This window comes from Enterococcus sp. DIV0806c, from assembly GCF_051710905.1.
Classification (GTDB): domain Bacteria; phylum Bacillota; class Bacilli; order Lactobacillales; family Enterococcaceae; genus Enterococcus_B; species Enterococcus_B mundtii.
The window spans coordinates 3,143,192-3,166,280 of sequence record NZ_JBIOLO010000001.1 but is presented as its reverse complement, the minus strand read 5'-3'; the positions used below and the strand labels follow the sequence as shown (position 1 = coordinate 3,166,280).

At 38.1% G+C, this 23,089-nt stretch carries 16 protein-coding genes; 9 read left to right on the top strand and 7 right to left on the bottom strand.

Annotated elements, in window-relative coordinates; all coding sequences use genetic code 11:
• The first annotated feature begins 3 nt into the window (after nucleotides 1–3).
• From IGK77_RS14585 to IGK77_RS14575, 3 genes are read left to right on the top strand one after another with little or no spacing between them, the layout of a single operon-like run.
• Nucleotides 4–3,093 (top strand): lysozyme family protein, encoded by a 3,090-nt coding sequence (locus IGK77_RS14585; protein ID WP_438713231.1) that lies wholly within the window; start codon nucleotides 4–6, stop codon nucleotides 3,091–3,093.
• A gap of 59 nt (nucleotides 3,094–3,152) precedes the next feature.
• Nucleotides 3,153–4,088 carry a hypothetical protein gene (locus tag IGK77_RS14580; protein WP_074801005.1) on the top strand — a complete coding sequence of 312 codons (936 nt, stop codon included), beginning with the start codon at nucleotides 3,153–3,155 and terminating at the stop codon, nucleotides 4,086–4,088.
• Nucleotides 4,089–4,712: a hypothetical protein gene (locus tag IGK77_RS14575; RefSeq protein WP_074801002.1), complete on the top strand. Its 624-nt coding sequence runs from the start codon at nucleotides 4,089–4,091 to the stop codon at nucleotides 4,710–4,712.
• A gap of 55 nt (nucleotides 4,713–4,767) precedes the next feature.
• Here IGK77_RS14575 and menA read toward each other — a convergent pair whose 3' ends face one another.
• From menA to pplA, 3 genes are all read right to left on the bottom strand, one after another.
• Nucleotides 4,768–5,721, bottom strand: a complete 954-nt coding sequence (gene menA, locus IGK77_RS14570; protein WP_071867581.1) for a 1,4-dihydroxy-2-naphthoate polyprenyltransferase — start codon at nucleotides 5,719–5,721, stop codon at nucleotides 4,768–4,770.
• Between the two features lie 12 nt (nucleotides 5,722–5,733).
• Complete coding sequence (locus tag IGK77_RS14565; protein WP_071867580.1) at nucleotides 5,734–6,831, bottom strand: FAD:protein FMN transferase; 1,098 nt, start codon at nucleotides 6,829–6,831, stop codon at nucleotides 5,734–5,736.
• Between the two features lie 229 nt (nucleotides 6,832–7,060).
• Complete coding sequence (gene pplA, locus IGK77_RS14560) at nucleotides 7,061–7,999, bottom strand: extracellular electron transfer flavoprotein PplA (RefSeq protein ID WP_071867579.1); 939 nt, start codon at nucleotides 7,997–7,999, stop codon at nucleotides 7,061–7,063.
• A gap of 305 nt (nucleotides 8,000–8,304) precedes the next feature.
• On the opposite strand from pplA, the gene IGK77_RS14555 reads away from it, so the two are divergent.
• The 4 genes from IGK77_RS14555 (at nucleotide 8,305) to IGK77_RS14540 (ending at nucleotide 12,480) form a co-directional block, all read left to right on the top strand.
• Nucleotides 8,305–10,236 (top strand): NAD(P)/FAD-dependent oxidoreductase, encoded by a 1,932-nt coding sequence (locus IGK77_RS14555; protein WP_074800999.1) that lies wholly within the window; start codon nucleotides 8,305–8,307, stop codon nucleotides 10,234–10,236.
• Between the two features lie 242 nt (nucleotides 10,237–10,478).
• Nucleotides 10,479–10,889 (top strand): NusG domain II-containing protein, encoded by a 411-nt coding sequence (locus IGK77_RS14550; protein ID WP_010733917.1) that lies wholly within the window; start codon nucleotides 10,479–10,481, stop codon nucleotides 10,887–10,889.
• Between the two features lie 12 nt (nucleotides 10,890–10,901).
• Nucleotides 10,902–11,468: a Gx transporter family protein gene (locus tag IGK77_RS14545; protein WP_010733918.1), complete on the top strand. Its 567-nt coding sequence runs from the start codon at nucleotides 10,902–10,904 to the stop codon at nucleotides 11,466–11,468.
• A gap of 22 nt (nucleotides 11,469–11,490) precedes the next feature.
• Nucleotides 11,491–12,480, top strand: a complete 990-nt coding sequence (locus tag IGK77_RS14540; RefSeq protein ID WP_074800996.1) for a polyprenyl synthetase family protein — start codon at nucleotides 11,491–11,493, stop codon at nucleotides 12,478–12,480.
• Between the two features lie 626 nt (nucleotides 12,481–13,106).
• On the opposite strand, the gene IGK77_RS14535 is transcribed toward IGK77_RS14540, so the two are convergent.
• The 3 genes from IGK77_RS14535 to IGK77_RS14525 all read right to left on the bottom strand — a co-directional run bounded on the left by IGK77_RS14535 (nucleotide 13,107) and on the right by IGK77_RS14525 (nucleotide 16,699).
• The gene (locus tag IGK77_RS14535; RefSeq protein ID WP_071867576.1) at nucleotides 13,107–13,952 is read right to left on the bottom strand and encodes a hypothetical protein; all 846 of its coding nucleotides are present in this window, start codon (nucleotides 13,950–13,952) and stop codon (nucleotides 13,107–13,109) included.
• Between the two features lie 225 nt (nucleotides 13,953–14,177).
• Nucleotides 14,178–15,050, bottom strand: a complete 873-nt coding sequence (locus tag IGK77_RS14530) for a hypothetical protein (RefSeq protein WP_071867575.1) — start codon at nucleotides 15,048–15,050, stop codon at nucleotides 14,178–14,180.
• 287 nt (nucleotides 15,051–15,337) lie between these two features.
• Nucleotides 15,338–16,699: a hypothetical protein gene (locus IGK77_RS14525; RefSeq protein WP_438713230.1), complete on the bottom strand. Its 1,362-nt coding sequence runs from the start codon at nucleotides 16,697–16,699 to the stop codon at nucleotides 15,338–15,340.
• Between the two features lie 303 nt (nucleotides 16,700–17,002).
• On the opposite strand from IGK77_RS14525, the gene IGK77_RS14520 reads away from it, so the two are divergent.
• Nucleotides 17,003–17,236: a hypothetical protein gene (locus IGK77_RS14520; protein ID WP_071867572.1), complete on the top strand. Its 234-nt coding sequence runs from the start codon at nucleotides 17,003–17,005 to the stop codon at nucleotides 17,234–17,236.
• Between the two features lie 774 nt (nucleotides 17,237–18,010).
• Here IGK77_RS14520 and IGK77_RS14515 read toward each other — a convergent pair.
• On the bottom strand, nucleotides 18,011–18,994 hold the full coding sequence (locus IGK77_RS14515) for a biotin--[acetyl-CoA-carboxylase] ligase (protein ID WP_074800989.1): 984 nt from the start codon (nucleotides 18,992–18,994) through the stop codon (nucleotides 18,011–18,013).
• A 475-nt stretch (nucleotides 18,995–19,469) separates the two neighbouring features.
• On the opposite strand from IGK77_RS14515, the gene rpoB reads away from it, so the two are divergent.
• A complete protein-coding gene (gene rpoB, locus IGK77_RS14510; RefSeq protein WP_010733925.1) occupies nucleotides 19,470–23,087 on the top strand; it encodes a DNA-directed RNA polymerase subunit beta in 3,618 nt (1,205 codons plus the stop codon).
• Nucleotides 23,088–23,089 lie beyond the last annotated feature (2 nt).

The window sequence follows — 23,089 nt, the reverse complement described above, 5'->3', positions numbered from 1 at the left end:
AAAGTGGCTGATTCAAAAATTTTAGACAAGAACAGGGCAGGTAAGAACGCTACAACTACTAGCAAAAATAACAAAAAAATGGTAGTGAAAGGTAGTAAACTATCTTTAAAAAAAGGTAATTCCATTAGTACTTCTCGAAGAAAAAAGCTGTTGAAGTTATTAAAGGGGAACAATCCTCATATCAAAAGAAAATCGCAACAAGCAATTTTTCAGAGAAAACAAAGTAAAAACGATAAAAATAATGTGAATAAGGAATCTTTCGATAGCATCGATAAAGGTAAAACGGTCAACACCCAGAGCATCAGTCGCCGACAAAGAATTCGAGAGAGTCGAAGAGATGAGCTAAAGCAACAGCAACATGACTTAATGATGCGCCCTAATAAAGTCGATACAACCATCGCTCCTGCTTCTGTTACTAATAACAACACAGAACAAAAAAAAGAAAAAGCGAATACTCAAGCAATTTTTAATAAAAAGAAGCGTCATCAAAAGATTCGTGACCGACAAAAGAAAAATGCTACCTATAAAGGATACATCAGTAAAGTAAAGCTAGAAAACCAAGCAGGTCAACAAGAAAAAATTAGCTCTACTACATCGAAGATACGTCATAAAAATCAAAAAAGAGCGTTACATCTGTCTAAAAATGAACAGCTTGAAAAAAAGAAAAGAAACAATAAGCGAAAAGAAGGAAAAAAGAATGTTGCAGCTAAAAGGAATATGCGGGCCAAATTAGATAATATGTTGAAAGATCAAATTTCGCCTAAAAATCCTTTTAAAAATAAAATCAAAGACTTGATTATTGATAAAGTTGGGCGAGATGAAGAGGGTAATTTAAATTTGGTTGGTATGCTTATCACCATATTTATTATTCTAAAGTTACCTATCTTATTGAAATTGATCGTAGTCATCTTGATTGTTGCAGTGGTTATTGCGATCATTTCGATCTTCGTTTCTTTTTGGACAACGATTTTAAGTTTATTTGTCGTAAAAACAGAGTCGATGATGATTACCGAAGCATACAACTATGTCACGTGGTTAGATACTTATAAAAACAAAGAGGTATATGATACGTACAATCGACTAGTTGATGACCCGGAGCATGATGAGGTTTATTTTGAAGTGAACGGGATAGAATCGGACCCAGAGCAATTTATGTATATATCCAACGGAGATAACTATATCTACTATTTGAATGCAAAATTTGAAGATTATGATATCGATAATATTGCCATTGCTACCTATCGAAAAAGAGTAGCAGAAAAAACAGGTGTCTGGATTCCGTGGTCATTAAGGGATAGCACATATGCCGTTTTTCATGAGGCACCACATCCATTATCACCTGAACCAATCAAAGTATTCACTGTAAAAGATGAAATCCACGCGTTACATGATATGGTCTACAACTACACGACCGTCATTGAAAAAGACAAAGAAGTTGAAACCGTTGTGATAACGGTCGATAAAGAAACAGGTGAAGAGCATACAGAAGTAAAACGTGAGAGAAAAGATGTTGCTACCGTCAAAATCAATGTACAAACGATTGGTGAAATGTTCGATTCGGATCCTGAAGTAGATATCTATGTGGATATACGTTATTCAGGTGAGGATGATTACTATGGACGAGTCATTGCTTTTGATGAAGATGAAGTAGATAAATATTACCCAATCATGGAGAAAGATCGCTTTGAAGATAAAATTTTCATGGCTAATCCATTTGGTAAGATGAGCTATGCAAATGTGGTGGATAATTTTGGCTATCGTGGACGTGATCCCAATACGCAACATTACCAAATCGCTTTGGAAGCAGAACCTGGAACCCCTGTTTATGCCACCACCTTTGAGACAGTGGAAAGTATCAACTATAGTTATCAGGCTGGTCATACAGATGGTTCAGCGCCTGTAACGACAGCGATAGAAACGGATACAGGTCTATATTATGCGTATTATGTCAATATTGATCCGGTAGTGAGGCCAGGAAGAACCTTAGAAGCAGGTGATTTGATTGGCTATACAAGAAATCAGTTTGATGGGAATTTATTAGTTGCAATGAAAGAATATCGCTTCTGGCATAAAGATCCTGATGTTTATCCAGCGATTTATATCAATAATTTAGTTTTTAGTACGGATACCAACTTAGCATATATGCGTAATGGTGGCGGGCTACGAGGGAATCTAATCAATCCCCCATTAGCCGTTACTAAATGGCAAAATAGAGTTGCGGAACAAACGAGTAAACATGGCATTGAAGCATATACGAATGCGATTTTATCCATGATATGGGTGGAATCTGGTGGAAATGAAGCCATTCAGCCAGATATCATGAATGCGCAACTGGCACTATCATCTCCAGAACGAATCACTACACCAGAGGAATCAATTGAAAAAGGCGTCGAATATTTTGCTTATCTGCTCAAAAAAGCACAAAGCAATAATCTCAATGGTCTGGCAGCGGTCCAAGCCTATAATTATGGCGAAGCGTATCTTGATGATCTGATCAATCGAAATGCACCGTATTCCTTTGAAGATGCGCGCTTATATGCACAAATGAAAAGTAATAATCAGACCATTCCTTTCAACCATATCGTCGCACAAGGATTGGGCTATAACTGGCGCTACGTTTTTGGCAATATGTTCTATACCGCAATGGTTACAAGAAATATCATGGCAGATACAGGCAGATTAGCTGAGCTCGCTAGAAGAGAATTGGGAAATCCGAATGGTGAGAAGTATTGGCGATGGGCTGGATTCAACAATCGAATAGAGTGGTCAGCCGTATTCGTTTCTTGGATAGCGAATGAAGCGGGATACTTGGAACAAGGCCGAGTATTGAATACAGCAAATGTTCTTGATATGAAAGAATGGTTTGAAACGAATAATAAGTTCAAAACACATGATGAAAACTATGTTCCTCAATCTGGCGACCTTGTATTTTTTGACTGGTCTGGTGGAAGAACAGGAAAAGATCATGTAGGGATCGTTGAATATTCTGGCGGAAATATTATTCAGGTCATCGAAGGTAACTCTGACAATCTAGTAAGAAGAAGAACTTACGCTATTGGGAGTAATGTTATTTCAGGATATGGCCTGCCTTAAGAAGATAACACTGAAAATAATTGATAGATGGTTTAGAGGATATCTTGAAAGGAGGAAGTATGTTAAAAAATTTTTTAGAAACAGAGTCAGGTAAAAAAATAATTATCGGACTTGGATTATTTGTTGTTGTCGTTGCTGGGCTCGTGGGGTATTCATTAATGAATACTACACAAGCAAATACAGATCAATCAGCAGACTCAACGACAGAAGAACAAGGAACAACAGAGTCAAGAGATCGTTTTAACGCGACGATCTACAGTGGTACCTGGTATTCTAATCTACCAGATGATACAGAAATCGAATTAGCAACTGATGGAACATATAAAGTCTCCAGTGATTGGTTTGAATCAGGGATCTATTATTTAAATACAAGTGGACAGGTAGTTTTAGAAAACGATAATAAGCAAACCAAAGAATTTGCCCTACAAACCAAGATGGGCAACACGATCTTATATCGAGAAGAGGATGGGGAGGATTTGTATCTTTATCCTACAGAAGAAGTAAAAGCGCAGTTAGAAGCAGAAATTTCTGAACAGATTGAAGCCGCGCAACGAGCAGTTTCACAAATGTGGATGGATATCTTGATGCAAGGAACATGGGAAAATACGAACAACAATCGTTCCTTTACGTTAGTGTTTGGAGAAGACACATTTACTCAGAAAAAAATTGAAGAAGGGAGATCAGATGAAGAAGTAACGTTTGAGTATCGAATTGTTTCATTTGATACTGATCATGAGGGTGCCAACTTTATCGTCAATCGAACAGACAGTGGGAATCTACAAAAAACAATCACTTTTAGAATCACTGAAGAAGCGAATCAATACAGGTTACTCGGAAATGAAGGAAGCTTCCAATGGAACACTCTATTTGAAAAGCCCTATGAGTCTGTACAAATGACACAAGATGGGACGAGTCGTTCAGACACCTCAAGAACACAAGAAACCACAGATGAAGAGGGCAATACAGTCACTATAACAGAAAGAGATGTGACCTAAATGCATAATAACACAGATAAAGATCCAGAAATCGATAAGCTCGAGAATATTTTTAAAAGAATGTTTCAAAAAGGCCCAATTTGGCTCTATAGATTCGTAAAAAAAGTTTTACAATTAGGAATAAAAGTATATCGAAAAGTCCAAGTATTTCGAAAAAACCGTAAAGAAGCACGAGAAAATCCGAAAAATAAAGATCTAAAAGAAAAAGGTCAAAAAGAAAAAGGAATTTTAGCCAGAGCTTGGAATTTTTTAAGGCAAAAATTCAGAACATTTCAGCAAAATCGCGCAGATGGGCGAGAAAAATTAATAGACAAAGGTCCAAAAGAAAAAGGAAACTTATCCAAAGCCTGGAACTTTGTCAAACGTAAACTTGTCATTAGTAGAGACCACCTGACAAGGGAGCAAGGGACTGCCTCAATGTCCCATGGCCGAAATTCAGCTGAAAAGCCCTTACTGTCTAGAAGTAATTCAGCTGAAAAAGGAGGCACTCCAGATGGAAAGCCGAGACTTTCCGCAATGACGAGTAGAGCGAGTAGCCAAGCAAAACTACACAATGATTCATTAAGAAGTCATGGCTTGGCAAGAAACCCACTAGCAAAAGGGGCACCATTACCAACGAGATAGACCGTAGATCCATAGACCAAAAAACAGGTGGAGAATTTCCACCTGTTTTTTATGTCTACAGTTGATTGAGAAGAATCGTTGCGAATAAACCAAGTGCATAACTACTGTTGAACAAAATCATATTTTTGATCGAATAGCTAAAACTGATAGGCTGCGGTAGACTCTCTTTGAATAGTTGGAGATTAAGATGGATTTTTGGTAAAGTCAAGAAAGCCAGAAGAATCGGCCATTGAAATATACCACTGATCAGTCCTATTAAAAGAATCAGGTAGCACGCATACATCAAAAGTTGAAACAGCATGATCCCGATTGGACGACCAATGTAGAAAACTAACGTATACCGATGATTTTCAATATCTCGCTCCAAATCGCGTAAATTATTCGCTAACATAATATTTGCTATCGTAAAAACAAGTGGGAGTGCTGCAAGAAAGATGGCGGCTACTGCCCAGATATTGCCAGATAAATTGAAGGTGCCAGTTGTTAAAGATAGGGTTAAATCAAATAGATCGCTACGATGAGTGTTGATATAGATGACCATCGTAAATATCCCTAAACCCATGGTAAAACCGCTGAAAATCTCTCCTAATGGCATACGTGATAAAGGGATAGGACCAAAAGTATAAAAGATTCCGATAAAACAACAAATCATACCCATCAGCAACAATAACCAACCGGTCCTCAATGTCAGTAATATACCGATGACTAAGACAAAAGCAATCATGGCCAAAATCATGTTTCGTACGAGCTTTGGTGAAATACCAGTCCGTCCAATGACGTTCTCTTCATATTTATAAATTTCCGAATGTGCTTTTTCATAATCCATATAGTTATTGATTGCGGTAGTTGCTAAGTCAAAGACAAGCATACCAATAAAAAACAGTAAAGTGTTCAACCACTGTATTTCGTGAAAAAAAGCGATAGAGAATAAAACCCCTATCGCAAAAGGAAATACACTAGCGACTTTCGTACGTAGTTCAACTACTTCTAAAAAGATTTTTAGTGTCATATCAGTTACTCCTTAGTTTAATTCAGAACGATTGCCCATGGTATATTTTGAATCTTCAGCGAGTTTGAAAGTGTCTTTGATTGGGTCTGTCACATAGACCTTATCATCTTTTGTAACAAAAATCGCCTCCGTTCCGTCATTCAGTTTATCCTCGATGTAAGCCAATCCATCTTTTACACCCATGGCGAAGACGGCAGTAGATAGTCCGTCACCATCGATCGATTGGTCTGTGATGATCGTGACACCAGCAATGTCATTGTCAAATGGATAACCAGTTTTTGGATCAAACAAGTGATGATATTTCACGCCATCGACTTCTAAATAGCGCTCATAAATTCCAGATGTGACTAATGTTTTATTTCTTTCTTTGATCGAGCCGAGGATCGATCCACGGGCAAGATTCGGATCTTGGATACCGACTGTCCAATCTTGATCTTCTCCTCTAGGACTGTGTCCAAGAACATAGACATTCCCACCTAGATCGACGATCGCAGTCGTTACATCATTGTCTTTCAAGACTTTGACGACTTCATCGGTAATGAACCCTTTCGCAATTGCCCCTAGATCAAGGATCATGCCTTTTTCTTGCAAGTAAACAGTCTTTTCCTCATCATTGAATTGGACTTTATGGTAGTCGACTAACTTCAATGCTTCATCAATTTCTGCTTGTGATGGCTTACGGGCATCATCGAAACCGATACGCCAGAGTTGTGTGATTGGACCGATTGCCATATCAAAGCCTCCATGTGAGTCTTCGCTATACTCATATGCTCGTTTTAATAAACGGTACACATCATCGGACACTTTGACTGGTTGGATTCCTGCTTGTTGATTGATTTCATCAACTTCGGAGCCGCTTTGATTGATCGTGATTTTATCGCCCAACTCTTTGACACGGTCAAAAGCAGGTTTTAATACGTCTTCTTTCCCTTCATCGTAGATACGGATACGCACGTAAGTACCAAGTAAAAATTGTTCATCTGTGTAAGGGTCAGAAAGCAGTGAAGTGTTGTTCTCTTGTTTTCCTTCCGTTGTTTGATCTGTGCTACAGCCCGCAATAGTCAGTAGGCACAAGAGCAAGACGAAAGGGAGTAATCGTTTCTTCAACATCTATTCCTCATTTCTTTTTATCTATTGCTTATTTCACATAAAAGAACTCTCTTAGTGAAATCAAAAAGTAAGCTCATGCTTTGTATTCTAATATAATCTGGCAGGAATGAACATCTTTTTTTCGGGGGATGTACGTTTATATAGAATAGAATAGAAAAAGAGATGTGACAGTTGCCACATCTCCAAAAGTATTATCGTAAAGGCAGATGAGCCTTTTGTAGGACAAAGTTTATTTTGTCACAATGTTGTCGACTTCAATTGTTTGTGTGTCACCTTTTTCAGCGGCATTCACTAATTGTTGTGCGTACATGATGAATGAATGTGCACTGTGTGTTGCACCAGTAATCACTTCAACATCTGCTGGAGAACCATCTTCTTCGCCCATTGCTGAAACAAGTTCATCGTTTAATTCTGGGATGTAAGTTTGAGGGTCAGTACCAGATTTTTCTTTCATCTTTTCGTTGTACTCTGTATCATCTTGTTTTGATTTGCCATCTGCATCGATGTAATCAAAGTTTGAGTCAGTAACTTTGCCATCTGCAACTGTCAATTCAAATTGTACACGGTAGCCATTTGAATAGTTTTTCTCTTCTAATTTGTATGTGCCGTCTTTAAGTTCAGCACCATTGTCGATTTCAATCGTTTCTGTGTTACCTGCTTGAGCCGCTTGGATCAATTGTTGTGCATAGTTTTGGAAACTTTCTGATGAATGTGTCGCACCAGTAACAACTTCTACACCACTTGCGCTTTGTGCACTTAGCAATTGCTCATTTAATTCAGGAATGAACATTTCTGGATTTGTACCAGATTTCTCTTCCATTTTTTCGTTGTATTCTGTGTCATCTTGTTTTGATTTGCCATCTGCATCGATGTAATCAAAATTTGATTCAGTGATCTTACCGTCTTTCACGACCATTTCAAAGACTGAACGGTAACCATTAGAGTAGTTTTTCTCTTCTAACTTATATGTACCGTCTTGTAATTCTCCACCAGCAACGATTTCCTTAGATGATTCTGTTGTACTAGTTTCTGTTGTAGAAGATTGTGCAGTAGAAGTAGAAGAAGATGTACTACTTGAACTATCATTGTTATCTGATCCACAAGCTCCTAGCAATAATGTTGAGAATGCTAATACCGCAAACCCCGTAACAAACCGATTTTTCTTCATTTTTTAACCCCGCCATTTCATTTTTTGTCCACAAATTCCTTGTGATTCATTATACATTCTAATGGATATCATCAATAAGTCAACCGTTTTACAAAAATAACGGAAGTGATTTAATTGAGCGTTTTCTTTCTGGAATTTTCGTGAAAAACAGGCGTTTTTATTGTAACAAAAAAAACATAAAAAGGTGTTAGACAAATATATAAAACATCTATATAATGTATAAAGATTGTGTAATCATTATCAAATTGAAAAAACGATCAACTATTAATAATTTATATAGATGAAAAATAAGGAGCGGATATTCAATGACAAAGCAAAATATTGTCGTTGTGGGTGCTGGTTATGCAGGTGTTTCAGCTACAAAACACTTAGCAAAGAAACTGAAAAAAGAAGACGTAACAATCACATTGATTGATCGTCATTCGTACCACACGATGATGACAGAACTTCACGAAGTTGCAGGCGGACGTGTGGAACCAGAGGCGATCCAGTACGATTTACAACGATTATTTGCAAGACAAAAAAATGTAGATCTAGTTACTGATACAGTAATCGGCATCGACAAAGAGAAAAAAATCGTCAAAACCAAATTAGGCGCTTATCCATTCGACCAATTGATTTTAGGTATGGGTGGTGAACCAAATGATTTTGGTACGCCAGGTGTGAAAGAAAACGGCTTTACTCTTTGGTCATTTGAAGATTCCGTTAAGATTCGTAAGCACATTGAGAAAACAGTCGAAAAAGCAGCATTAGAACCAGACGAAAAATTGCGTAAAGCAATGTTGACGTTTGTTGTGTGTGGTTCTGGGTTTACGGGAATCGAAATGATCGGTGAGCTAGTAGATTGGAAAGATCGTTTAGCCAAAGACTACAAACTAGATCCAAATGAGATTACACTAATGGTTGTTGAAGCAATGCCAACGATTTTGAATATGTTGGATCGTAATGATGCAGCCAAAGCAGAACGTTATTTAAATAAAAAGAATGTTGAGCTATTATTAAATGCGCCAATCGTTGAAGTCGCTCCTGACCATATCAAATTAAAAGACGGTCGTGAAGTGCCTACGCATACATTGATTTGGACAGCAGGTGTCAAAGGAACAACAGATGCGGCTGATTTCGGATTAGAGACTGCACGCGGTCAACGTTTAGTAGCAAACGAATATATGCAAGCAAAAGGCTATGAAGAACAAAATATCTATATCATTGGTGACTTAGTGTATTACGAAGAATTCCCTAATACACCAACACCACAGATCGTTCAAGCCGCAGAACAAACTGGTCATACAGCTGCAGCGAATATCGTGGCTTCGATCAAAGGTGGCGAGAAACATAAATTCAAAGGCAATTATCAAGGATTCATGGTTTCAGTTGGCGCAAAATGGGGTGTAGCGAACCTTTTTGACAAAATCCATTTAAGTGGCTTTTTAGCAATCATCATGAAGCATATCGTCAACTTGAAATATTTCTTTGATATCCGTTCAGGTTATTATATGTTCCAATATATGATGCACGAATTCTTCCATATCAAAGATGATCGCAATGTGACTCGTGGTCATTCTTCTCGTTACGGCAATGTTTTATGGAGCGTCCCATTACGAATCTTCTACGGTCTCGTTTGGTTAGTCGAAGCTTCTAAGAAAATGATCGGTAATGGTGAAGTATTAAAACCAAGCACGTGGTTTGGTGAAGGTTCATGGTTTACTGGTAACAGTGTGTTCCCTTGGACTTGGGAGTACAATGTAGCAGATGTAGCAAGTGGTGCTTCAGCAGCAGGTGATGCAACAACAGCTGCGAGTGGCGCAGGTGCAACAACTGGAGAAGCAGCAACACAAGCGGCACATTTTGGCTTGAGCTATGCGTATGGTGAAGAACCAATGGCAGTGATCGATAAATCACCAGACTGGTTTAACAGCATCATGCAAGTCATCATGCCAAATAACGATGTAGCGATGTTCTTCCAAAAATTCATGGTCTTCTTTGAAATCGCGTTAGCGTTAGCATTGATTGCCGGTTTATTCACTTGGTTATGTAGTGCAACAACGATTGTCTTAGTCATCACTTTCTGTATTTCTGGTATGTTCTATTGGGTAAACATCTGGTTCATCTTTGTGGCTTTTGCATTGATGAATGGTTCAGGTCGTGCGATCGGTTTGGATCGTTGGGTGATTCCTTGGTTACAAAAAACACTCGGTAATTGGTGGTACGGGAAACCAAAGGCACGTTACGGCGAATAGAGAAAGTTAACAATTCAAACAATCAAAATGATTTTAGCAACTAAAATCATGACATGAGAAGAAATAAGGAGGAGCTTGGGGTGTGCAAACATTCCAAGCTCGTCTTTTTCTTAAATAGGTTCGTATAGAAATGATGAATGGATCAAATCCTTCGATTAGCTGAGTTGTGCCTCTCATTCACAACCTTCGTTATTCATGGTAAAATTGGAGCAATCAAATGAGGAGAAAAAGGGAGTGAGTACTTGAAAGAATTTATTCAAAAAAGTTTATTAAAACCTTGGGATATCATCATTATTCTTTTGTTAGTCATGCTCTCATTCTTACCGGTTGTCATCTTTAGTTATCAACAAGTGGATGCAACACCAAATAAAGAAGCGGTGCTACGAGTCGATGGAACAGAAATCAAGACTTTTCCGTTGGTAACTGAAACCAAAGCTTATACCTATTTATACGAAGATGATCATGGTGATAAAAACGTGATTGAGATTGATGGGGAACGAATTCGGATCAAAGAAGCAGACTGCGACGACCAGATTTGCGTTCGCCGAGGCTGGGCAACGAATAATGGTGAAACAATCGTTTGTTTGCCTCACAAATTAGTGATCGAAGTGCGATCAACAGACGGGAGTGGGGAAGACAGTCTGATTTATTAGACGGTTCACGTCATGAGTAAATTACAAAAAATGATCTATATATCTTTATTAGTTGCCCAAGGTGTGATCATCGGTTTATTGGAAAATATGATTCCTTATCCTTTCGCTTTTGCGCCAGGTGCAAAACTAGGATTGGCTAATTTGATTACGATTGTGGCAATTTTTACAATGAAAAAACGAGATAGCTTCTTATTACTTTGGTTGCGTTTATTTTTAACCACGTTATTAGGCGGCACGATTTCGACGTTTCTTTACAGTATGAGTGGTGCGTTATTGAGTTATGTAGGTATGTTGATAGTCAAACAACTGGGTCCTAAAAGGGTTAGCATTATTGGGATCAGCGCAACAGGTGGATTTATGCATAATGTTGGTCAGTTATTGACCGCGTCGTTTATCGCTCAATCATGGACAGTCATGCTCTACTTACCGATTTTATCATTTCTAGGCATTCTATCAGGATTGGCTATAGGGATAGCTGCTAATTATCTGCTGAAACACGTGAGAACACTTCAGCGATTCCAAGCAGACTATGATCGGCAGACTAATAGTCAATGGCAATCGGTATTTCTGAAAAAATAAGCGTTATACAAGGAGTTTTTTTATGAAGTTACATCAAATGTGGGTGGACTATCCAACGATCCAAGTGGAATTGAACCAAACACTAAAAAAAATGGAAAGTGTTGTTCGGCTGAAAAACAAACCAGTAGAAGAAGCGATAAAAGAAACGATTCATGCAGGTGGAAAGTTACTGCGTCCGGCGTATCAATTATTATTTGCTCAATTTGGGCCGGAGCAAGATCGCGAAAAAGCTATTTCGTTGGCAGCATCTATTGAGATGCTACACATTGCTACGTTGATCCATGATGATATCGTTGATGAAGCTGACTTACGCAGAGGACAGCCCAACTTACGTAGCCGTTTTGGCAATAGTGTCGCTGTTTATGCCGGGGATTATTTATTTGTTTGTTGTTTCAAACTTTTATCCGAATATACCTCTTCCTTAAAGAGTATGCAATTAAATGCACGAAGTATGGAAAAAGTATTGAATGGCGAGCTTGGGCAAATGGATGATAGATACAATACCCAGTTGACGGTTGAGGAATACTTACAGAATATTTCTGGTAAAACCGCTGAACTGTTTCAATTGAGTTGTTTTGTAGGGGCATATGAAAGTGGGACAAGCGAGCGTTTTGCAAAAAAAGCCGGGGATATCGGTTTAGCGATCGGTATGGCTTTTCAAATCATTGATGACATTTTAGATTATACAAAACAGAGCGAAGATATCGGTAAGCCTGTACTTGAAGATATTCGTCAAGGGGTGTATTCACTCCCTTTGATCTATGCGTTACAAACAGACAAAAAAGCAGAATTACTTGAATATTTGTCCAAAGAAAAACAAATGACACAAGCAGAAGCTGAGAAGGTTCAACAACTAGTTGTTGAGGCACAAGGGGTCGAAAGCGCCCAGAAGTTGGCAGAATCCTATACGAAACAAGCACTAAAAGAAATAAAAAAATTACCAAATACTTCGGTACAAACAAAAGAAACATTAGAAACTTTGACGTCATTGATTCTAAGACGAGTAGACTAAGTTATATAAAATGAGGTTGTGACAGAAGTGTTCACCTCCGAGAAATATGCGTGAAACCCCGAAAATTGTTTTTCAAATTTTTTGGGGTTTCACGCTTATTTCTGAAGGAGTTACTTCTGGAACACCGTTTATTCGGTTCTAGGGGATGCAAGGTGACTAATGTCCCAAGCTCATTTTTTTCTTTGCACAGAAAAAGTGGTTTTGCACCCTCTGAAAGAAAGAGGTATGCTAAATAATAGGTATCGCATGGTTACTGATTTCCATTTAGTAGTTCCATACGTATCAGTAATTTGTTGCTCTTAAAAACATGAACCATTAATAGAATGGACATGGATCGTTTATCGAACAGGAGCTTACATCGTTTTATTTATGGACGTAAGTACATAAAATGACGGAGGAAGAATAAAGGAGGGAAATCAAAGCACATAAGAAATAATACATAATATTGAGTGAACCATGGACAAAACAAGTAGTTAAAACATTCATTTTTTTGTTTATTCTGACAATCAGTAGTGTTAACATTTTGGGGGAAATGTCGCTGAATGACAAGAATAAATGAGTCGATAAAAACCAGAGAAAGCCTTATGCAGTCTTGACTGATAAGGATTTCTCTGGTTTTTTATTTTTTATCTTCCAAGGCTCGGGCTAGTTTGTGGTCGATTGCTTAGTGTTTGGTTTAGACGATTGTTTTCCTTTTGGTGGTGTGCATGATTGATCCTATCTTTCAATGTAAGTTTCTGAGTCTCAGGTAAACTCTTTTTTTGTAATGATGTGGCCTGTAACTTATGACTAGACTTCCCAATTGCTTTATCTGTGTGGTCACGTTTTCTGGGAGGTTCAGTCCCTTTCGCATTACTTTTAGCATTTTCAGGAATCGTTTCGTAGATCGGTTCATCTCTCCTGTGAGAATTTTTATTGGAATCCACTTTTCTATCTATTCCATTTGCTAGTTTTTTTGTATCAAACATTACTTTTTGCTGTCGATTCGCATAAGGTTCTTTAGAAATACTTTTATGTATTTCATTGAACTTACGATTCGCTTCCACAACAGCATCAGGCACTTCTTTTTTTATGCGGTCACGTATTTCAGGGAGTGGCACATCTTTTTCCCTGCTTTTCGTATCATCAGACATCGTTTTGTAGACCGGTTCAGCAGAGTCTGTATATCGTTCTACCAGTTTATCCACTTGTTTTGGTGACACCTTGTCGATTTTATCAAGTAAATCCTGCGCTCTTTGTTCATTATTTTTGATGCCAGTGGTTAGTTCTCTATATTTTTTTGAAGATGTGGAACGATCGGTAAGCTGTTCTCTTTCTCCCTTTAGCTCGTGAATCCGAGCTACTGTATTCATCAGGCTTTTTGTCAGTTGTTTGATTTCTGTACCTGGACTTTTTGGTAGGTGCTTACTTAATTCCCTTGAGCGCTGTCTCATCTTTTCTACTGACATATTGTTTTCTTTACGATTATCCATAATTAGTTCCTCATCTCTTGTCTTGGTTACATAAACAAAAATAGCATTTTAATCTTCTTGATTTATACCGATAATTTCTAAGTAAGGAAAATTAGTGTGACCATTTCTTGCTCTTGAAACATGAGCGAGAAAACAAAGAAGGGAAAAGCTTGTTTGGTAGCATAAAAAAGGATATTGACCATTATTTTTTGGTCAATATCCTAGATTATTTAGTTTAAAGTTGTTTTACTTTGAAAGAGCAGGATTAGTTTTTGGTCGATTATTTAGTGTTGGATTTGCTTTTTCTTGGGCGTTAGCTTTGACCTTTTCCTGTGCGTTAGCTAACTTCTCAGTCAACGGCGGTTTCAGAATTCCTTTTACAGGTTCTCCTTTTAAAATTTTAATTTGATCAATCAATAATTTTTTTTGGTTCATTAATTCTTCTTTATTTTTCCCACCAAATAAATTCATGATTTTGCCAGTTAACGTCTTATTTCTTTTTTTGAAAGTAGCTAGGTTTTTTTCCGTTTGGTGTAACTTTTTGTTGGCTTTATCTAGCGTAAGTTTTTGACTCCTATCATCCTTAATAGGTTGTTTTTTGATTTCGATTGTTCTCTCTCTTTTATCATATGATTTTGAAGATATATCTTTATGGGCTTCATTGAATTTATCATTAGCAGATTTAACAGCCGACTGAATTTCTTCTTTTGATCGAGCCCTTTTTGATGTGATTGGGACATCGACCTCTTTCATCCTATTTTTCCTATCTCCAGGAATGGTTTCATAGATAGGTTCATTAACGATTTTCTCATTGCTCTTCGTGACGTTTTTGTCTTGGCTGAAATGGTTATCTATGTATTTCTCCAATCTGTCGGCATGTGGGGGTGAAATTTTTTCGATTTTTTCATACAAAACATGAACTCTTTTTCTATGGGTTCTGATAGCTTCTGTTAGTTCTTGATATTTTTCTGAAGATTTCGAAATGTCCCCAAGTGCCTCTCGTTTTCCTTTTAACTCTTCGATCTTATTTTCAGAGTTGATAATTTGATTCGACAGTTGAGTGATTGCTGTTTTCTCCCCCTGTGTGATAGGTTGTTTATCTTGCTCATTCTTAGCCATATCTATCTCCTTTTCTTATTGGTTATATATAAACAAACATAACATTTTCTCATTGATATACAGTGCCGATAATTTCTATTAAGAAAAATTTTTGATATAAAACGTGTAATTGTAAAACGTTGTAAAATGAATGATAAAACATGTATATTGATCGAATGATAGAACTTCCTCTTTGGGATTTCGTGTATCTTTTTGTAATGAAACAAAGTAAATAAAATAACTAACTATAAATATATGGATTACTTGAACCACTTTAGCTAGAAAATCTTTATCTGTGTGGGCGATGATCATGATCTGCTAAAACCAGGGGATTGTGTTCGATCTCCACGCTGTTTTTGATTTTTCATTTGTTGTTCTTGTTTATTATGAGCGTCAGTTACTTGTTCTTTAAATGTTGGTTTTAGGATACCTTTTTGCGGTTGTTCGAGAGTGTTTATCAAATCAGTTTTCTTATCTTTTAAACTTTGGATTTTTTTTCTTTGAAAGGCATTCGCAATCAGACCGAAAATATTTTTTTTACGATTTTGGTACTTTTGTAATTTTTTCTCGATTTTCTGCAAATTATGTTTAGTTGCTTGCATCAACTTCTTCTTCTCAGCTATTTTTTCGCTTTCGGACAGGGTTTTTCCCGTGTCTATTCTTAGCTTTTTGTTCATTTTAGGTTCAGGAGATGAGTTGCGGTAAGATTGATTGAACTTTTCATTGGCCTTCGCTACTTTGATTGCAGAAATTTCTTTAGGTGTTAGTGGACAAGCGACTTTGCCATAAGGGGAATCAGCAAATTTTTTTTCTAACTTCGTTGCAATTTTTGAATCAATAGTCCCCAGTTGATGGTAAAGATTATCTGCTTGTTTTCGATGAAGTTGGATACCTTCAGTGTATATAGCGAATTCTTCTTTTACGTTAGGATTGCTAACGAGACCATCTCTTTCTTTTGCAAGCGCCTGTATTATTTTTTCTGTATTCATGATCTTTTCTGTCAGGCTGTCTATTTTTTCTGTTCGTTTTTCCTGTTGCTGTGCGAGTGATTGCCGGGGCGTAGAAAGCTTTTGTACAACGGACTGACGAGGTTCAGATTTTACTTGAGAAACGGATTGTCGTTTCGGCGACTGATCAACGGATTCTCGATGATTGCTTTTTGCTTGTTGGCGTTCTTGTTCTTTTAGGACAAGTTTCATTGCGCGATGACTGTAGATGTTATTTCGATTATTGTTTAGTTCTTTATTTACGTTATTGAGTTTTGTTGTTGCCTTGTTATATTGATCCGGATTGGCTGTTCTGCTCGAATATTTTTTTACTTCACTTTTAATTTCCTTGATTTGTTCATTCAACTCGCTGTCTTTTTCGTTTAAACGTTCAATTTTCTGGTCGATTTGTTTAGCAGACAACTGGATATTTTCAGCTGTGATCGATGTTGTCTGTTGTGAGAATCTTTTCACAACATCTAATTGTTTACTGATCCTATGAAAGGCGTTGTCAGAAAGATTCGGCGCTTTTAAATTTATAGTTAACGATTGCTCTTTTATCAATATGTGTAATCTCAAGCGAGATAAACTTTCTTGACCGATTGCTTGTGGGTTTAAAACACCATCTCTAATGGCTGTATTTAAAAATCTTGTCACCTCTATATTTTTTTTAAGTTTCTCCATTGTTTCTCCTCAGTTATCTTTATTAATATATAAAAAAAATATCATTTTTCAACTGTTGGTATGTACCGATTATTTCTATAATATGTAAATTTTTAGTATTGATCTTTTGCTAAAAGATGTTATTTTGGATGGATTGCAGAGCAGAGGTGACTTTCGTTCATGTTATGGATTAAATTACTCAAATGGATCGATTCGTTTATTTAAAACAATCTTTTTTTGTTTTTGGAAAAAAATTGTCCCCAACAAGAAAAATTCCATGCTATATTCTGGATTAAAGAACGCTATGAATAAAGGAGAGCAGCTGTGAGAAAAGAATATACATCAGAATTAACGCAATTAACGGTGATTGAAATCGTAACAAAATTAAGTGAGAAGAAAAGAAATTTTTCATTTCGTGATATTGAAGAAGAGTATCAGCAACCTTTGTCTGCGGCAGATAAATTTTTGATCCGCTGTTTGATTGTAAAAAAATTCAACTTGAAGATCGAATATTTTTCTTCTTCTAAAGCAAATCAATTACAATTTTGCAAAATTTGAGAATAGTTAATTGAGGTTGGGATGAGCCAGTAAGAGATCGTTGAATTTAATGTGGAAATAAAAAATGTTGTAATTCAATACAAAACAATTCATTCATTTTCTTGTGCGTTATGATACAAACAGAACGACAGCAAAACAAAAAAGGGGGCGTTAAATGGAAGAGGGTTCTGTATAGGAAGAAGCTGAGAAAGCGATCGTTGGTCTTCAATAGATACGCTTATGAATGAATTAGAAGTAGTAAATAGAGGAAACAACACACACATAGAACACCACTTGATTGCCGAAAACTATTTCGGGGAAAAATAGTTACTCGGTCTCAATTGCTTGACGACGTGCATCACAGATTGCGACAGAGCATCTAGATAAAAGCGTAGGCAAATGTTATCAGGTGTCCATTAGTATTGACAGGCAGTAGTTTGATTGTTCTACTGCTACTGACAATAGCACATAGTACTATCCTATTTAAAATAGGGAATCGAACATAGAACAAACATATAGAACTAAAACATAGAACTAAAACATAGAACAAACATATAGAACTAAAACATATAGTTAAAACATAGAACAAACATAGAACAAACATAGAAATTAGATGTAGACTCAGAAGTAAAATGAAACACATCATGTAGGACCTCAAACATAGAACCAAGCACATAGTAGAAAAAATATAGTACATCGTAAAGAAGCTTGCATGTTTTCTCGCGACATCAAGCTTATGAAAATAAAGCGAGCATGACAAATCCACCATTGATAAAAAAGAGGCTAGGAAACGAACTAGCCTCTTTTTGCTGATGGTAGCCCATCGATTTCTGTTAAGCTGACTTCACCAGAGAGTAGTTGGAAGCGCTGGTTTGGCGTATCTACGATCAGTTCTCCTTTTGGACCGATTGCTTGGGCAATTCCTTGATAAGATTTTCCTTGTCGGGTAAAGCTGACAGACTTACCTAGGACAAATGACCGTTCTGTGTAAAGATCAAAATAGGTGTGCGAAGGGTCGGCTAAATACCTAAAGAAATGTTTCCAAATCGCGCAGATCAATTGATTTCTAGTCATCGATGCTTCACCATCAGGAAACAAGGAGGTCGCTTTTTGCTGGATCTCATCAGGAAATTGCGTTTGAGGGATCGAAAAATTCAAGCCCACACCAATAATCACCGAACGGATTTCACCAGCTTCCATATCACTCACTGCTTCGGATAAAATGCCACAAATCTTCTTCCCTTCAAGGTAGATATCGTTGACCCATTTAATGGTTGCCTGTTTTCCTGTCAATTCTTGGATTGCTTTGACACAAGCACTGGCAGCGATCAACGTATATTGTGGCAATTCCTCAAAATGTTTTTGTGGATGTAATAATAGGCTCATATAGATTCCTTGGCCAGGCTGAGCAAAGAAGGAACGCCCAAAACGACCATGGGCTTGTTCTTGCGTGTCAGCAACGAACAAACTAGGTTTCGTCGTGTCGATGCCAGAAGCAAATTTCGCATCTTTCATAGTGGATTCAGATTGAGCTAGCACGTTCACTTGCACGTCAAAAGGGCGTAATTCTTGCGCGATTTCTGTAGCATCTAACACATCGGATGGGAGATAACGGTATCCTTTTGCTTGGTGCTCAAAGCGAAACCCTTCTTTTTCTAATTCTTTGATGGCTTTCCAAATACTTGTCCGAGAAACATTCAGCTGTTGCGCGATTTTCTCTCCGGATAAAAATGTGGGCGTGCTTTTTAAAAGGTGTAGTACCTTGGCTTTTGTCGTCATGGATCAAACTCCTTTCTACTATATATATTAGCAGATTTATGATCGAATGAGGACAGTGTGCCATCCTTTTTGTTTTAGTATCTGTAAAGACAAAGAGGTTTTGTAGAAAAGAATCAATCAATTAGGATTGGACGAAATTGAAACAAAAAGAAAGATTAAGAAACAATTACGAAAATTTACAGGAAACGCCAGGAAGTGTTGACTTTTACGTTTAAACAGTGTATTATATGAAGTTGCAAAAACTATCTGATGAAGCGAAGGCAGAAACGAAATATTGTCCGTTTCGGCTTTAATATAAGGAAACAAAAGTAGAAGCTCACGTAGGCAAGTACTCAAGAGAACGTTCTATTTTTGGTTTTTTTTTGCCTAAAAGCCGCAAAAAATGTCTGTTGTTACCTAAATATAATATTTTTAATATTATTGTAACAATTGATCGGGTAGTCTTTTTGAATGACATTTTAGAGGGGTGAAGAGCTTGGCTGGACACGTAGTAAAATACGGAAAACATCGCGAACGTAGAAGTTTCGCACGAATCAGTGAAGTGTTGGAATTACCAAATTTGATCGAAATTCAAACAGACTCGTACCAATGGTTCTTGGATGAAGGACTAAGAGAAATGTTTGAAGATATTTTGCCAATCGATGACTTCAATGGCAATCTTTCTTTGGAATTTGTAGATTATGAATTGAAAGAACCAAAGTACACAGTAGCAGAAGCACGCGCACATGACGCAAATTACTCTGCACCATTACATGTGACTTTACGTTTAACAAACCGTGAGACAGGTGAAATCAAAGCGCAAGAAGTATTCTTCGGTGATTTCCCATTGATGACAGAGCAAGGTACATTCATCATCAACGGTGCGGAACGTGTTATCGTTTCCCAATTAGTCCGTTCACCAGGTGTTTACTTCCATGGGAAAGTAGACAAAAACGGTAAAGAAGGATTCGGTTCAACTGTGATCCCTAACCGTGGCGCATGGTTAGAAATGGAAACTGATGCAAAAGACATCTCTTATGTACGTATCGACCGCACACGTAAGATTCCATTGACGGTGTTAGTTCGTGCATTAGGTTTCGGTTCAGATGACACGATTTTTGAAATCTTTGGGGATAGTGAAACATTACGTAACACGATCGAAAAAGATTTACACAAAAATGCAAGTGATTCTAGAACAGAAGAAGGATTAAAAGACATCTACGAGCGTCTTCGCCCAGGCGAACCAAAAACAGCAGATAGTTCACGTAACTTGCTGAATGCCCGCTTCTTTGATCCAAAACGTTACGACTTAGCAAATGTTGGTCGTTACAAAGTAAACAAAAAATTAGACTTGAAAACACGTCTATTGAACTTAACGTTAGCTGAAACGTTGGTTGATCCTGAAACAGGCGAGATCATTGTTGAAAAAGGAACAGCTTTGACCCATCAAGTGATGGAAACATTAGCACCGTTCATCGACAATGGTTTGAACTCAGTGACTTACTACCCAACAGAAGATGGCGTAGTCACTGATCCAATGACTGTCCAAGTGATCAAAGTCTTTTCACCAAAAGACCCAGAACGTGAAGTTAACGTGATCGGTAACGGCTATCCAGACACAACAGTGAAAACTGTTCGTCCAGCGGATATCGTTGCTTCAATGAGCTATTTCTTGAACTTGATGGAAGGCATCGGCAACGTGGACGATATCGACCACTTAGGAAATCGTCGTATCCGTTCTGTCGGAGAACTTTTACAAAATCAATTCCGTATCGGATTAGCACGTATGGAACGTGTCGTACGTGAAAGAATGTCGATCCAAGATACAGAAACATTGACACCACAACAATTGATCAATATCCGTCCAGTTGTTGCAAGTATCAAAGAATTCTTTGGTTCTTCACAATTGTCTCAGTTCATGGACCAAACCAATCCATTGGGCGAATTGACACACAAACGTCGTCTTTCTGCCTTAGGACCTGGTGGTTTGACTCGTGACCGTGCCGGCTATGAAGTACGTGACGTTCACTACTCCCACTATGGCCGTATGTGTCCGATCGAAACGCCTGAGGGACCAAATATCGGGTTGATCAATAGTTTATCTAGTTACGCGAAAGTAAACAAATTTGGTTTTATCGAAACGCCTTATCGTCGTGTTGATCGTGAAACAGGACGTGTGACAGAGCAAATCGATTATTTAACAGCTGACATCGAGGACCATTATATCGTTGCCCAAGCAAACAGTAAGTTGAATGATGACGGTACATTTGCTGAAGAAATCGTCATGGCTCGTGCCCAAAGTGAAAACTTAGAAGTATCGATCGATAAAGTCGATTATATGGACGTTTCACCGAAACAAGTAGTTGCGGTAGCGACAGCATGTATTCCTTTCTTGGAAAACGATGACTCCAACCGTGCCTTGATGGGTGCCAACATGCAGCGTCAAGCAGTGCCATTGATCAATCCACAAGCACCTTGGGTTGGTACTGGTATGGAATATAAATCAGCTCATGACTCAGGAGCTGCGTTACTATGTAAACACGATGGTGTAGTTGAATTTGTTGATGCTTCTGAGATCCGCGTACGTCGCGACAATGGCGCATTAGACAAATACTCAGTGACAAAATTCCGTCGTTCAAACTCTGGAACAAGTTACAACCAACGCCCAATCGTTCATTTAGGTGAGAAAGTCGAAAAAGGGGATACCTTGGCAGACGGACCATCAATGGAACAAGGCGAAATGGCTCTAGGACAAAACGTCTTAGTCGGTTTCATGACTTGGGAAGGATACAACTACGAAGATGCGATCATCATGAGTCGTCGTCTTGTCAAAGACGATGTGTACACATCGATCCATATTGAAGAATATGAATCAGAAGCTCGTGATACAAAATTAGGACCTGAAGAAATCACTCGCGAAATCCCGAACGTCGGTGAAGACGCATTGAAAGACTTAGACGAAATGGGGATCATTCGTATTGGGGCAGAAGTCCAAGACGGTGACTTATTAGTCGGTAAAGTAACACCAAAAGGGGTAACTGAACTTTCAGCAGAAGAAAGATTATTGCATGCGATCTTCGGTGAAAAAGCACGTGAAGTACGTGATACTTCTCTACGTGTACCGCATGGTGGAGGCGGGATCGTTCACGATGTGAAGATCTTTACTCGTGAAGCTGGCGATGAATTATCACCAGGTGTCAACATGTTAGTTCGTGTGTATATCGTTCAAAAACGTAAAATCCATGAAGGGGATAAAATGGCCGGACGTCACGGTAATAAAGGGGTTGTTTCCCGTATTATGCCGGAAGAAGATATGCCATTCTTACCTGATGGAACACCGATCGACATCATGTTGAACCCACTAGGGGTACCATCACGTATGAACATCGGACAAGTATTGGAATTGCATTTAGGGATGGCTGCCCGTCAATTAGGCATCCACGTTGCAACACCAGTATTTGATGGTGCAAGTGATGAAGACGTATGGGAAACAGTTCGTGAAGCTGGTATGGCTAGCGATGCGAAAACTGTTCTTTATGACGGACGTACAGGTGAACCATTTGACGGACGTGTGTCTGTCGGTGTGATGTACATGATCAAACTTGCTCACATGGTTGACGACAAGTTACATGCACGTTCAATTGGACCTTACTCACTAGTTACGCAACAACCATTAGGTGGTAAAGCGCAATTTGGTGGACAACGTTTTGGGGAAATGGAAGTTTGGGCACTGGAAGCATACGGTGCGGCTTATACCTTACAAGAAATCTTGACATACAAATCAGATGACGTAGTCGGACGTGTGAAAACATACGAAGCAATCGTCAAAGGTGAACCAATTCCAAAACCAGGTGTACCTGAATCCTTCCGCGTATTAGTTAAAGAATTACAATCACTAGGATTAGACATGCGTGTCCTAGACATCCAAGACAGCGAGATTGAACTTCGCGACATGGATGACGAAGACGATGATTTGATCACAGTGGATGCTTTGACAAAATTCGCTGAACAACAAACAGCAAAAGAACTAGAAAAACAAGCTGCTGAACAAGTCGAAGATGAAAGACAAGATATCATCCAAAACTTTGAAACCGCAGAAGATAATTTAGACTAATC